A 13114-nucleotide genomic window follows, 5' to 3' on the forward strand; every position below is an offset into this window, starting at 1 on the left:
GGCACGGTGAATCCGGGTATCCGGCGGTCCCGGCGAGGGCACAGCGGCAGACCGTACCGACACACTTGCAGTACCGCCGGTATCACCTTAGTGTCGGGCTGATGAGCGAGCGCGCACCGATCCACCAGGGCTCCGGCGAGCCGATGCTGTTGCTACACCCGTTCATGATGTCGCAGAACGTGTGGAAGAAAGTCGTTCCGCTGATCGCCGACACCGGCCGGTACGAGGTGTTCGCGCCCACCATGCCGGGACACAACGGCGGGGTGAAGGGCCACTACTTCCTGGACACCGCAGAACTCGCCGATGACGTGGAACGTCGGCTCGACGCGCTCGGCTGGGACACCGCCCACATCGTCGGCAATTCGCTCGGCGGATGGGTGGCGTTCGAGTTGGAGCGCCGGGGCCGGGCCCGCACGCTGACCGGTATCGCCCCCGCGGGTGGGTGGAGCCGGTACACGCCAGCGAAGTTCGAGATCGTCGGCAAGTTCGTGGCCGGCCTGCCGGTCTGGCTGTTCACGCTGGTGTTCGGTCAACGCGTGCTGAAGTTGCCGTTCACCCGCTACCTGGCCCACTTCCCCGTGAGTGCCAGCCCGGATCGCCTGCCAGAAGAAGATCTCGCCGACATCATCGACGACGTCACCCACTGCCCGGCGTACTACCAGCTGCTGGTCAAGGCGCTGCTGATGCCCGGACTGCTGGAGCTGGCCGAGGGCTCCTGCCCGACCCATCTGGTGATCTGCGAGAAGGATCGGGTGCTGCCGCATCCGAGGTTCACCCGCCACTTCACCGACCAGCTGCCGTCGAGCACCGAGGTCACCCACCTCGACGGTGTCGGACACATCCCGATGTTCGAGGCACCACAGCAGGTGGCCGACGTGATCCTCGGCTTCGTCGACCGGTACGCAGCGCCAAGCCGGCAGGATCCGCCCAGAGAGGCGCTCGGCGGCTAATCCTCCGTCACCGGCTGCTCGGTCGCCCCTTCGAGCACCGAGTTCAGCGTCTTGCTCGGCCGCATCACCGCGGTCGTCTTGTCACGGTCGGGGTAGTAGTAGCCGCCGATGTCGACCGAATCGCCCTGCACCTCGTTGAGCTCGGACACGATCGCGTCCTCGTTGTCGGCCAACGACTTGGCCAGCGACGCGAAGTGGTCGGCCAGTTCCTTGTCGTCGTCCTGCTCGGCGAGTTCCTGCGCCCAGTACATCGCCAGGTAGAACTGGCTGCCGCGGTTGTCCAACTCGCCGGTCTTGCGCGACGGACTCTTGTTGTTGTCCAACAGCTTTCCGATGGCCGAGTCCAGCGTCTTGCCCAGCAGCACAGCGCGCTTGTTCTCGGTCTTGCGGCCGATGTCCTCGAAACACGCTCCGAGAGCGAGGAACTCGCCCAGCGAGTCCCACCGCAGGTGGTTCTCCTCGACCAGCTGATGGACGTGCTTGGGTGCCGAACCGCCCGCGCCGGTCTCGTACATGCCGCCGCCGGCCATCAGCGGGACGATCGAGAGCATCTTCGCGCTGGTCCCCAACTCGAGAATCGGGAACAGGTCGGTCAGGTAGTCGCGCAGGATGTTGCCCGTCACCGCGATGGTGTCCTGTCCGCGGATCAGCCGTTCGAGCGTGTACCGCATCGCCCACACCTGCGGCATGATCTGGATGTGCAGGCCCTCGGTGTCGTGCTCCTTGAGGTACTCCTTGACCTTCTTGCGTAGCTCGACTTCGTGCGGGCGCTCGGTGTCGAGCCAGAACAGCGCGGTCATCCCCGACGCGCGCGCCCTGGTCACGGCCAGCTTCACCCAGTCCTGGATCGCGGCGTCCTTGACGACGGGCATGCGCCAGATGTCGCCGGTTTCGACGTCCTGGCTCAGCAGCACCTCGCCGGTGTCGACGTCGACGATGTTGGCGACGCCGTCCTCGGGAATTTCGAAGGTCTTGTCGTGGCTGCCGTACTCCTCGGCCTTCTGCGCCATCAGCCCGACGTTGGGCACGGTGCCCATGGTCGTCGGATCGAACTGGCCGTGGGTCTTACAGAAGTTCACCATCTCCTGATAGATCCGGCTGAACGTCGATTCGGGGTTGACCGCCTTGGTGTCCTTGGTCCGCCCGTCGGCGCCGTACATCTTTCCGCCGAGCCGGATCATCGCCGGCATCGATGCGTCGACGATCACATCGCTGGGCGAGTGGAAATTGGTGATGCCGCGCGCGGAATCCACCATCGCCAGTTCGGGCCGGTGCTCGTGCACGGCGTGGATGTCCTGCACGATCTCTTCGCGTTGCGACGCCGGCAGCGCCTCGATCTTGTCGTACAGGTCGGACATCCCGTTGTTGACGTTCACGCCCAGTTCGTCGAGCACCTTCTGATGCTTGGCGAACGCGTCCTTGTAAAAGACCTTCACCGCGTGCCCGAACACGATCGGGTGTGACACCTTCATCATCGTGGCCTTGACGTGCAGCGAGAACATGACGCCGGTCTTGTAGGCGTCTTCGATCTGCTCTTCGAAGAACTGGCACAAGGCCTTTCGGCTCATGAACATGCTGTCGATGACGTCGCCCTCCTCGAGCGCCACCTCCGGCTTGAGCACCTTCGTCTCGCCCGATTTCGTCTCGAGCACCATCTTGACCTTGCGGTCCTTGTCCAGCGTCATCGACTTCTCGCCGTGGTAGAAGTCGCCGCCCTTCATGGTCGCCACGTGCGTGCGCGACGCCTGCGACCAGTCGCCCATGCTGTGCGGGTGCTTACGGGCGTACTCCTTGACCGCCTTCGGCGCGCGCCGGTCCGAGTTGCCTTGCCGCAGAATCGGATTCACCGCGCTGCCGAGCACCTTCGCGTAGCGCTCCTTGATCTCCTTCTCTTCGTCGTTCTTCGGCTCCCCGGGGTAGTCCGGCAGGTCGTAACCCTTCGCCTTCAACTCCTTGATCGCCGCCAGCAGCTGGGGCACCGAAGCGCTGATGTTCGGCAGCTTGATGATGTTGGTGTCCGGCTTCTGGGTGAGCTCCCCCAACTCGGCGAGGTTGTCGGGGACGCGCTGCTCGTCTGTCAGGCGGTCGGAGAACTCGGCGAGGATGCGCGCCGCGACGGAGATGTCGCTCGTCTCGACGTCGATGCCCGCCGGCTCGGTGAAGGTGCGGATGATCGGCAGGAACGCATAGGTCGCCAGCAGCGGCGCCTCGTCGGTCAGCGTGTAGATGATGGTCGGCTGCTCGGCAGTCATGCGGTGGTCTCCCGGCTCGGTTTCGGTCAGGCCTCGGTCAGTTCAGGTGATCAGTCGCCTACCAGTATTGCCCCGAACATCGGAGCATCGGTCAGTTCCCCCTTGCTGGCCTCCCGGCGATGACGTGCGATACGCTTCTGCTCGGTCATGAGTGCCAGCGACAAGCCCCGGCTTGCTGGTCGGCAACCCTCCAACCGCGGTGGGGTGCCCCGGGTGATGAACCAGGTTGAGTAGCCGCTAGCGAGCGGTTGCCGGCAAGCGCGGGTCCGTGCTGACGGGCCCCCTGACACAGATGGAGGGCCGTTCCGTGAGCGCGCCAGCAGACCCCAGCCAGAACTGGGCCTTCGAAACCAAGCAGGTCCACGCCGGCCAGCGCCCGGACGTGGCGACGAATGCGCGGGCGTTGCCGATCTACCAGACGACGTCGTACACGTTCAACAGCACCGAGCACGCGGCAGCGCTGTTCGGGCTGGCCGAACCGGGCAACATCTACACCCGGATCATGAATCCGACGCAGGACGTCGTCGAGCAGCGCATCGCCGCCCTCGAGGGCGGTGTCGCCGCGCTGTTCCTGGCCTCCGGTCAGGCCGCCGAGCACTTCGCGATCCTCAACCTGGCCCACGCGGGCGATCACATCGTGTCCTCCCCGCGGCTGTACGGGGGCACGTACAACCTGTTCCACTACACGCTGGCCAAGATCGGCATCGAGGTCAGCTTCGTCGAGGACCCCGACGACCCGGACTCCTGGCGCCAGGCTGTGCAGCCGAACACCAAGGCGTTCTTCGCCGAGACGATCTCCAACCCGAAGATCGACGTGCTCGACATCCCCACCGTCGCCGCCGTCGCCCACGACGCCGGGGTGCCGCTGATCGTCGACAACACCATCGCCACGCCGTACCTGATCCAGCCGCTGCGCCACGGCGCCGACATCGTCGTGCACTCGGCCACCAAGTACCTCGGCGGGCACGGCGCGGCGATCGCGGGCGTCATCGTCGACGGCGGCACGTTCGACTGGACCAACGGGAAGTTCCCCGGCTTCACCGAACCGGACCCCAGCTACCACGGCGTGGTGTTCGCCGAACTCGGTCCGCTGGCCTTCGCGCTCAAGGCGCGGGTGCAGCTGCTGCGCGACCTCGGCTCGGCGGCATCCCCGTTCAACGCCTTCCTGGTCGCCCAGGGACTGGAGACGTTGAGCCTGCGCGTCGAACGGCATGTGGCGAACGCGCAGCAGGTCGCCGAGTACCTGGCCGGCCACGAGGACGTCATCTCGGTGAACTACGCCGGGCTGCCGTCGTCCCCGTGGTACGAGCTCGGAAAGAAGCTGGCGCCCAAGGGAACCGGTGCTGTGCTGGCCTTCGAGCTCGCCGGCGGCGTCGACGCGGGCAAGGCCTTCGTCAACGCGCTGACGCTGCACAGCCACGTCGCCAACATCGGCGACGTGCGGTCGCTGGTGATCCATCCGGCGTCGACGACGCACGCGCAGCTGTCGCCCGAAGAGCAGTTGGCCAGCGGTGTCACCCCCGGCCTGGTGCGCCTGGCGGTTGGCATCGAGGGCATCGACGACATCCTCGCCGACCTGGATCAGGGCTTCGCCGCCGCCAAGCGGTTCAGCACCGCAGGATCGACCGATCCGAACGCGGCGGCGGCATTCTGATGACAATCTTTGATCTGGAAGCTGAGGTGCCAGTCCTGAATCTGCCCGCCGAAGGTGAGGTCGGCGTCGTCGACATCGGACCGCTGACACTGGAGAACGGTTCGGTCATCGACGATGTGTCGATCGCCGTTCAGCGCTGGGGCGAGTTGTCGCCGCAGCGCGACAACGTGGTGGTCGTGCTGCACGCGCTGACCGGTGACTCGCACATCACCGGGCCCGCGGGTCCGGACCATCCGACGGCGGGCTGGTGGGATGGCGTCGCCGGACCGGGCGGTCCGATCGACACCGACCGCTGGTGCGCGGTGGCGACCAACGTGCTCGGCGGTTGCCGCGGCTCGACCGGCCCGAGCTCACCGCACCCTGACGGTAAGGCGTGGGGCTCGCGGTTCCCCGTCGTCTCCATTCGAGACCAGGTCGAGGCTGATATCGCGGCGTTGGCGGCGCTCGGCATCACCGAGGTCGCCGCGGTCGTCGGCGGCTCGATGGGCGGCGCCAGGGCGCTCGAGTGGATGGTCGGCCATCCGGACAAGGTGCGCGCGGGACTGGTGCTCGCCGTCGGCGCGCGCGCCACCGCCGATCAGATCGGCACCCAGAGTTCGCAGATCGCCGCCATCAAGGCCGACCCGAACTGGCAGAACGGCGACTACCACGGCACCGGCCTCTCGCCCGACCTCGGCATGGAGATCGCCCGCCGGTTCGCCCACCTGACATACCGCGGCGAGAACGAACTCGACACCCGGTTCGCCAACGATCCGCAAGACGGCGAAGACCCCGGCGACGGCGGCCGCTACGCGGTCCAGAGCTACCTCGAGCACCAGGGCCGAAAGCTCGTCTCCCGCTTCGACGCCGGCACCTACGTCACGCTCACCGATTCGCTGTCCAGTCACGACGTCGGCCGCGGCCGCGGCGGCGTCGAGGCGGCGTTGCGCGGGTGCCCGGTGCCCGCAGTGGTCGGCGGCATCACCTCGGACCGGCTGTACCCGCTGCGGTTGCAGGAGGAGCTGGCCGAGTTGCTGCCCGGCTGTGCGGGTCTCGACGTCGTGGAGTCGGTCTACGGGCACGACGGCTTCCTGGTGGAGACCGACGCGGTGTACAAGCTGATCCGGCACACACTGGGGCTGGCAGCAGGATGACGGCGAAATGACGGCGCGGTGACCCGCTCGGGCCAGGACCGCTCGCTGTCGTTCGGTGCGGAAGCAGCGGCCTACGAGCGTGGCAGGCCGTCGTATCCGCCGGAGGCGATCGACTGGCTGCTGCCGGCAGCCGCCGCCACGGTGCTCGATCTCGGCGCCGGCACGGGCAAGCTGACCACCCGCCTGGTGGAGCGCGGCCTGGACGTCGTCGCCGTGGACCCGATCCCGGAGATGCTGGAGCTGCTGAGCACGTCGCTGCCCGACACCCCCGCGCTGCTGGGCACCGCCGAGGAAATTCCGCTGCCGGACGACAGCGTGGACGCGGTGCTCGTCGCCCAGGCCTGGCACTGGTTCGACCCCGAGCGCGCGATCAAGGAGGTCGCGCGGGTGTTGCGGCCGGGCGGCCGGCTCGGGCTGGTGTGGAACACCCGCGACGAGCGGTTGGGCTGGGTCAAGGACCTGGGCCGCATCATCGGCCACGAGGACGATCCGTTCAACGCCACCGTGACGCTGCCTTCGCCGTTCACCGCGGTCGAGCGCCACCAGGTCGAGTGGACCAGTTACCTGACCCCGCAGGCGCTCATCGACCTGGTCGCATCCCGCAGCTACTGCATCACCTCGCCGGAGAAGGTGCGCACCAGAACGCTGGACCGGGTGCGTGAACTGCTGGCCACCCATCCCGCGCTGGCCAATTCCACCGGCCTTGCGCTGCCGTACGTCACGGTGTGCATCCGCGCTGTGCTGGCCTGACTTCATTACCGACGCGAGAGGACGGTCATGCCGGGATGGCTTGAGGCCGGCTGGTGGGGGCTGGTGGCCGGCGCGGCGCTGGTGGTCGGTGCGCTGATCGGCTGGGCGGTGAAGGTTCGGGTGCGAGTGGTCGCCGGTGTCATGGCGTTCGGCGCCGGCGTGCTGATCTCCGCGCTGGCCTTCGACCTGATGGACGAAGCCGAACACACCGGCGGCCTGCTGGCCACCGCACTCGGCTTCCTCGGCGGGGCGGTGGCCTACGTCGTCGCCAACGCCGCGCTGGCCCGCCACGGCGCGAAACATCGCAAACGTTCACATGACCGGCAGCCGACAGAGGAGCAGGAGAACGGAAGCGGCGCCGCGATCGCGATCGGAGCCCTGCTCGACGGCGTACCGGAGTCGGTCGTGCTGGGCATCTCGCTGCTCGGCGGTCAGGGCGTCGGGCTGCCGGTGCTGGCCGCGGTGTTCATCTCGAACCTTCCCGAAGGGCTGTCGAGCGCCGCCGGGATGAAACGGGCCGGTCGCTCCGCGCGTTACGTGTTCGGAGTGTGGATCGGGATCGCGGTGATCAGCGGCATCTCGGCGATGCTGGGGTATGTGCTGCTGGCCGGCGCATCGCCGTTTCTGGTCGCGGTGATCACCGCCGTCGCCGCCGGAGCGATCCTGGCGATGATCGCGGACACGATGGTGCCCGAGGCCTTCGAAGAGGCCCACATCCTGACCGGGGTGATCACGGCGGTCGGCTTCTTGACCGCGTTCGCGATCGGACGGCTCGCCTGAGCCGCTAACTGGTGCCCAAGGGGTCGATGGTCCAGGCGATGTAGAACATCGTCGCGCTGACCGCCGCGGTGGTGACGAAATCGACCCCCCGGCTGCGCACCGCGAGCAGGCCCGCACGCTCGTCGCTCAACAGCAGCCGCAGCCCAGCGGCGACGCCGACTCCGATCGCGATCACCAGCGCGCCGCGCCGCCAGTAGCCGGCCACCACCAGCACCAACGCGACCAGGAAAGTCAGGCCGACCGACCAGAACGGCCACTGGCGCGCGAAGACCTTGCGCGCGAACTCCTTCGGGGTCACGTCGCGGCCAGTGCCTCCGCGCGCTCGACGACGTTCGTCAGCAGGAACGCTCGGGTCAGGGGCCCGACGCCGCCAGGGTTCGGCGACACGTGGCCGGCGACGTCCCAGACGTCGGGATGCACGTCGCCGACGAGCTTGCCGTCGTCGTCGCGACTGACACCGACGTCGATCACGGCCGCGCCGGGACGCACCATCTCAGCCGTCACCATGTGCGGCATGCCCGCGGCGGCGATGATGATGTCGGCTTCGCGGGCGAGCTCGGGCAGATGCCGAGTTGCGGTGTGGCACAACGTCACTGTCGCGTTCTCCGAGCGCCGGGTCAGCAGCAGCCCGAGCGGGCGCCCGACGGTCACCCCGCGGCCGATGACGACGACCTGCGCACCGGCGATCTCGACCTCGTAGCGGCGCAGCAGATGCACGATCCCGCGCGGGGTGCAGGGCAGCGGCGCCGGTTCGTTGAGCACCAGCCGGCCGAGGTTCGTCGGATGCAGACCGTCGGCGTCCTTGCCCGGATCCACCCGCTCCAGGGCGGCGTTCTCGTTGAGGTGCTTGGGCAACGGCAACTGCACGATGTAGCCGGTGCACTCCGGATTGGCGTTGAGTTCGTCGATGGTCTCGTCGAGCTTGGCCTGGCTGATGTCGGCGGGCAGGTCGCGCCGGATCGAGTTGATGCCGACCTTCGCGCAGTCGGCGTGCTTGCCGCGCACGTAAGCGTGCGAGCCGGGATCGTCGCCGACGAGCACGGTGCCCAGGCCCGGTGTGCGTCCCGCTGCGGTCAGTGCCGCGACCCGCTCCTTCAGGTCGACGAAGATCTCGTCGCGCGTTGCCTTGCCGTTCAGAGTGATCGCTCCCACGGGTGTCAGTCTGGCACGTCGATGTGGCAGGCTCCGTATATGAACACCCAGCCCGATGTGTTCACCCCGGCCAAGCTCGGCCCGGTGACGCTGCGCAACCGGATCATCAAGGCGGCGACGTTCGAGGCGTCGACGCCGAACGCGCTCGTCACCGACGATCTGATCAACTACCACCGGCTGCCGGCCGCGGGCGGGGTCGGCATGACGACCGTGGCGTACTGCGCCGTGGCGCCCGGTGGGCGCACCGACGGTTGGCAGATCTGGATGCGCCCGGAGGCCGTACCGGGGCTGAAGCGGCTCACCGAAGCCGTCCACGCCGAAGGCGCGGCGATCAGCGCACAGATCGGCCACGCCGGCCCGGTCGCGAACTCGCGGACGAACAAGGCCAGAGCGCTGGCACCCGTGCGCTTCTTCAACCCAATATCGATGCGGTTCGCCAAGAAGGCCACTCGCGAGGACATCCGCGAGGTCACCGAGGCGCACGCCAACGCCGCCCGCCTGGCGATCGAATCCGGCTTCGACGCGGTCGAGATTCACCTCGGCCACAACTATCTGGCCAGCTCCTTCCTGAGCCCGCTGCTCAACCGCCGCACCGACGAGTTCGGCGGCTCGCTGGAGAACCGCGCGAAGGTGGCCCGCGGCGTCGTGACGGCCGTGCGACGCGCGGTCGAGAAGGAGGGCAACCCGATCGCGGTGACCGCGAAGCTCACCATGGCCGACGGTGTTCGGGGCGGCATCAGCATCGAAGAGTCACTGCAGACCGCGAAGTGGCTCGAGGAGGACGGCGGGCTCGACGCCATCGAGCTGACCGCGGGCAGCTCCCTGGTCAACCCCATGTACCTGTTCCGCGGCGACGCCCCGGTCAAGGAGTTCGCCGGCGCGTTCAAACCGCCGCTGCGGTGGGGCATCCGGATGACCGGCAAGAAGTTCCTCCGCGAGTATCCCTACCGCGAGGCGTTCCTGCTGCGCGACGCCAAGCTGTTCCGCGCCGAACTGAAGCTGCCGCTGATCCTGCTGGGCGGCATCACGAACCGCGACACGATGGACCTCGCGATGGCCGAGGGCTTCGACTTCGTCGCGATGGGCCGGGCCCTGCTCGCCGAACCCGACCTGCTCAACCGTATTCAGGCCGACCGTTCCGTCCGGGCGATCTGCGACCACTGCAACAAGTGCATGCCGACGATCTACAGCCACACCCGCTGCGTGTTGACGGGTGCACCCGACAACTATCAGCCGTTCGCGGCGGGCCTCGGCTCGACGTAGGCGACCATCGGCTCGGAGTGGACGACCCGCTCCCCCGACGAGACCGCGAGTTCCTTCGCCGAGAATGTGTAGGTGGCGCCGTCGTTCTCGGCGGTGAACACTCCGTCGCCGGTCTTGGTGGCCTTGGCGGTGAGCAACGCGTCGTCGCGCATCCGCACGCCGCGGTACTCGTAGCCGCCGCTCTCTTTGCAGATCGCGACCAGCGCACTTTCGGTCCGGCCCAGCGCCACCGTTGCGGCGGGCGCTTCGCAGCGGGCTTGCGTGTCGACGAACCCGCGGTCGTCGATCGCGATCGCGTTACCTTGCGCATCGACCGTCGGCGCCAGCAACGCCGCCGCGATGCACAGGACGACAATGCCGACAACCAGGAGAGGCGCCCGAGACACCATGCCCAATGGTGACCACGATCCGGCGCCGTTGGCGCGCGACTCGCCGGGCAAGCGGCGAACTTTCGCGACTCGGCGCCCAGGACCGCCGTCGCGGCGGCCTTTCCTACCGTTAGAGTTGGCGGCGATGTCCAATGTCGCCGGCGGCCGGCTCCGATGAGCCGACCCGCCCCACCCGCGCTGACCGTTCGGTACGACGGATCGACCCGGACCTTCGCAGCGGGAAACGATGTCGTCATCGGCCGAGACCTCCGCGCCGATGTTCGCATCGCCCATCCGCTGATCTCGCGGGCGCATCTGGTGTTGCGCTTCGATCAGGGCCGTTGGGTCGCGATCGACAACGGCAGCCTCAACGGGATGTACGTCAACAACCGCCGGGTGCCCACCGTCGACATCCAGGACGGCCAGACCGTCAACATCGGCAATCCCGACGGCCCGCGCCTGACGTTCGAGGTGGGTCGCCATCAGGGCGCGGTGGGCCGGACGCCGACCATGGCGGTGCCGATCTCCACGCAGCGGCCGGCCGCAAACCATCCCACCGTGCAACCACATACGGCGGCGCCGCAGCCCCCGCGGTCCTACGCGCCGCCGCAGGGTCCGCCGCGCTCCCAACCGCCGTATCCGAGCCCGCCCCCGCCGCACCGCTACCCGAGCGCTCCGCAACCGGCGCAGCGGCCGGGTCCGCCGAGCACCCCGCAACCCGTGCGCCCGGCGCAGATCTCGCAGCCGATGTCGGCGCCGGGGATCGAGTCGGCGACCATGATGGGCCCGACCGCCGCGCCGCGCTCGAGCGACAACCTCGCGACGAGCATGCTCAAGATCCTGCGGCCGAGCAGGCCTGCGGACAACGTGCCCGGCGCAATCAAGATCGGCCGCGCGACCGACAACGACATCGTGGTGCCCGACGTCCTGGCCTCGCGCCATCACGCGACCCTGGTGCCGACCGCCGACGGCACCGAGATCCAGGACAACCGCAGCATCAACGGCACGTTCGTCAACGGTGCTCGGGTGGACTCCGCGCTGCTGCACGACGGTGACACGGTCACGATCGGCAACATCGACCTGGTCTTCTCCGGCGGCACCCTGATCCGCCGCACCGAGACCGAGGCCGCGACCCGCACCGGGGGCCTCGAGGTGCACGGCGTCACGTGGACGATCGAGAACAACAAGACGCTGCTGGACAACATCTCGATCGCTGCGCGGCCGGGCACGCTCACGGCCGTCATCGGGCCATCAGGCGCCGGCAAGTCCACGTTCGCCCGCCTGGTCGCGGGTTACACGCATCCGACGACGGGCACCGTGACCTTCGAAGGCCACAACATCCACGCCGAGTACGCGTCGCTGCGCTCCCGGATCGGGATGGTGCCGCAGGACGACGTGGTGCACGGCCAGCTGACCGTCAAGCAGGCGCTGATGTACGCCGCCGAACTGCGGTTGCCTCCCGACACCACCCGGGAGGACCGCGAGCAGGTCGTCATGCAGGTGCTCGAGGAACTCGAGATGACCAAGCACCTCGAGACCCGGGTCGACAAGCTGTCCGGCGGCCAGCGCAAGCGCGCCTCGGTGGCGCTGGAACTGCTGACCGGCCCGTCGCTGCTGATCCTCGACGAGCCCACCTCCGGCCTGGACCCGGCGCTGGACCGCCAGGTCATGACGATGCTGCGGCAGCTGGCTGACGCCGGTCGCGTGGTGCTGGTGGTCACGCACTCGCTGACCTATCTCGACGTCTGCGACCAGGTGCTGCTGTTGGCGCCCGGCGGCAAGACGGCGTTCTACGGCCCACCCGACCAGATCGGGCCGTCGATGGGCACCACCAACTGGGCGGACATCTTCAGCTCGGTGGCGGGCGACCCGGACGGCGCCAACAAGCGGTTCCTCGCCCAGCACGGACCGCCGCCGCCGCCGCCGGCCGCCGAGGCGCCGTCGGACCTCGGGACGCCGACCAGCACCAGCGTGCGGCGCCAGTTCTCCACGATCGCACGCCGCCAGGTGCGGCTGGTGATCTCGGATCGCGGCTACTTCGCGTTCCTGATGCTGTTGCCGTTCATCATGGGCGTGCTGTCGCTGTCGGTGCCCGGCGACGTCGGGTTCGGCGTGCCGGTGACCGCGATGCAGGGCGGGGCGGCACCCAACGAGCCCGGGCAGATCCTCGTCATGCTCAACGTGGGCGCGATCTTCATGGGCACCGCGCTGACGATCCGGGCCCTGATCGGCGAACGGGCGATCTTCCGTCGCGAGCAGGCGGTCGGATTGTCAACGACCGCATACCTTTTGGCGAAGGTGTTCGTGTTCACGCTGTTCGCGATCGTGCAGTCGGCGATCGTCACGGCGATCGCGATCATCGGTAAGGGCTGGGGTCCGGGCGCCGTCGAGTCGGGTTCCCTGATCGGCAACCGCAGCATCGAGTTGTTCGTCGACATCGCGGTCACGACGGTGGCCGCGGCGATGGTCGGGCTGGCGCTCTCGGCGCTGGCGCGGTCCAACGAACAGATCATGCCGCTGCTGGTGGTCGCGATCATGTCGCAGTTGGTGTTCTCCGGCGGGATGATCCCGGTGACGGACCGCGTGGTGCTCGACCAGATGTCGTGGTTCACGCCTGCGCGGTGGGGTTTCGCCGCTTCGGCCTCGACGATCGACCTGATCCGGTTGGTGCCCGGCCCGTTGACTCCCAACGACCGGCACTGGGAGCACACGTCGGGAACATGGCTGTTCGACATGGCGATGCTCGCGTTGATCTGCATCGGCTACACGGCTTTCGTGCGCTGGCGGATCCGGCTCAGCAGCACCTAGCGCA

The 13114-nt window shown here is 68.2% G+C and carries 11 protein-coding genes and 1 riboswitch; of the genes, 7 read left to right on the forward strand and 4 right to left on the reverse strand.

Annotated features, from left to right (window positions below):
- The first annotated feature begins 101 nt into the window (after positions 1-101).
- Positions 102-950 carry an alpha/beta fold hydrolase gene (locus A5663_RS21315; protein ID WP_068153720.1) on the forward strand — a complete coding sequence of 283 codons (849 nt, stop codon included), beginning with the start codon at positions 102-104 and terminating at the stop codon, positions 948-950.
- Here the strand turns inward: A5663_RS21315 and A5663_RS21320 are convergent.
- Positions 947-3202, reverse strand: a complete 2256-nt coding sequence (locus A5663_RS21320; protein WP_068153721.1) for an NADP-dependent isocitrate dehydrogenase — start codon at positions 3200-3202, stop codon at positions 947-949. The two genes, A5663_RS21315 and A5663_RS21320, sit on opposite strands and share 4 nt — an antisense overlap.
- A gap of 143 nt (positions 3203-3345) precedes the next feature.
- A riboswitch (SAM riboswitch) is annotated at positions 3346-3469 on the forward strand.
- A gap of 25 nt (positions 3470-3494) precedes the next feature.
- Here A5663_RS21320 and A5663_RS21325 point away from each other — a divergent pair.
- From A5663_RS21325 to A5663_RS21340, 4 genes are read left to right on the forward strand one after another with little or no spacing between them, the layout of a single operon-like run.
- On the forward strand, positions 3495-4856 hold the full coding sequence (locus tag A5663_RS21325; protein WP_068153722.1) for a bifunctional o-acetylhomoserine/o-acetylserine sulfhydrylase: 1362 nt from the start codon (positions 3495-3497) through the stop codon (positions 4854-4856).
- Positions 4856-5989 (forward strand): homoserine O-acetyltransferase, encoded by a 1134-nt coding sequence (locus tag A5663_RS21330; RefSeq protein WP_068153723.1) that lies wholly within the window; start codon positions 4856-4858, stop codon positions 5987-5989. The genes A5663_RS21325 and A5663_RS21330 overlap by 1 nt, the downstream gene beginning before the upstream one ends.
- 18 nt (positions 5990-6007) lie before the next feature.
- On the forward strand, positions 6008-6739 hold the full coding sequence (locus tag A5663_RS21335) for a class I SAM-dependent methyltransferase (RefSeq protein WP_068153724.1): 732 nt from the start codon (positions 6008-6010) through the stop codon (positions 6737-6739).
- A gap of 27 nt (positions 6740-6766) precedes the next feature.
- Positions 6767-7519, forward strand: coding sequence for a ZIP family metal transporter (locus tag A5663_RS21340; protein WP_068153725.1), 753 nt, complete (start codon positions 6767-6769; stop codon positions 7517-7519).
- A gap of 4 nt (positions 7520-7523) precedes the next feature.
- Here A5663_RS21340 and A5663_RS21345 read toward each other — a convergent pair whose 3' ends face one another.
- Together A5663_RS21345 and A5663_RS21350 are read right to left on the reverse strand one after the other, a co-directional pair.
- Positions 7524-7817: a DUF3017 domain-containing protein gene (locus tag A5663_RS21345; protein WP_068153726.1), complete on the reverse strand. Its 294-nt coding sequence runs from the start codon at positions 7815-7817 to the stop codon at positions 7524-7526.
- Entirely contained in the window at positions 7814-8671 is an 858-nt protein-coding gene (locus A5663_RS21350; RefSeq protein ID WP_197503517.1) for a bifunctional methylenetetrahydrofolate dehydrogenase/methenyltetrahydrofolate cyclohydrolase, read from the reverse strand. Before A5663_RS21350 ends, A5663_RS21345 begins: the two co-directional genes overlap by 4 nt.
- A 39-nt stretch (positions 8672-8710) precedes the next feature.
- On the opposite strand from A5663_RS21350, the gene A5663_RS21355 reads away from it, so the two are divergent.
- Positions 8711-9934 (forward strand): NADH:flavin oxidoreductase, encoded by a 1224-nt coding sequence (locus A5663_RS21355; RefSeq protein ID WP_068153748.1) that lies wholly within the window; start codon positions 8711-8713, stop codon positions 9932-9934.
- Here the strand turns inward: A5663_RS21355 and A5663_RS21360 are convergent.
- Positions 9901-10374, reverse strand: coding sequence for a hypothetical protein (locus A5663_RS21360; protein WP_156744598.1), 474 nt, complete (start codon positions 10372-10374; stop codon positions 9901-9903). The genes A5663_RS21355 and A5663_RS21360 overlap by 34 nt on opposite strands.
- A 102-nt stretch (positions 10375-10476) precedes the next feature.
- Here A5663_RS21360 and A5663_RS21365 point away from each other — a divergent pair, with 102 nt between their 5' ends.
- Positions 10477-13110: an FHA domain-containing protein gene (locus tag A5663_RS21365; protein WP_068153728.1), complete on the forward strand. Its 2634-nt coding sequence runs from the start codon at positions 10477-10479 to the stop codon at positions 13108-13110.
- Positions 13111-13114 lie beyond the last annotated feature (4 nt).

The sequence above is a fragment of the Mycobacterium sp. E740 genome (assembly GCF_001672895.1).
Taxonomy (GTDB): domain Bacteria; phylum Actinomycetota; class Actinomycetes; order Mycobacteriales; family Mycobacteriaceae; genus Mycobacterium.

Coding starts and splice junctions, on each gene's coding strand:
- A5663_RS21340 (WP_068153725.1), top strand. CDS start 6,767: ATGCCGGGATGGCTTGAGGCCGGCTGGTGGGGGCTGGTGGCCGGCGCG.
- A5663_RS21365 (WP_068153728.1), top strand. CDS start 10,477: ATGAGCCGACCCGCCCCACCCGCGCTGACCGTTCGGTACGACGGATCG.
- A5663_RS21330 (WP_068153723.1), top strand. CDS start 4,856: ATGACAATCTTTGATCTGGAAGCTGAGGTGCCAGTCCTGAATCTGCCC.
- A5663_RS21325 (WP_068153722.1), top strand. CDS start 3,495: ATGGAGGGCCGTTCCGTGAGCGCGCCAGCAGACCCCAGCCAGAACTGG.
- A5663_RS21320 (WP_068153721.1), bottom strand. CDS start 3,202: ATGACTGCCGAGCAGCCGACCATCATCTACACGCTGACCGACGAGGCG.
- A5663_RS21355 (WP_068153748.1), top strand. CDS start 8,711: ATGAACACCCAGCCCGATGTGTTCACCCCGGCCAAGCTCGGCCCGGTG.
- A5663_RS21315 (WP_068153720.1), top strand. CDS start 102: ATGAGCGAGCGCGCACCGATCCACCAGGGCTCCGGCGAGCCGATGCTG.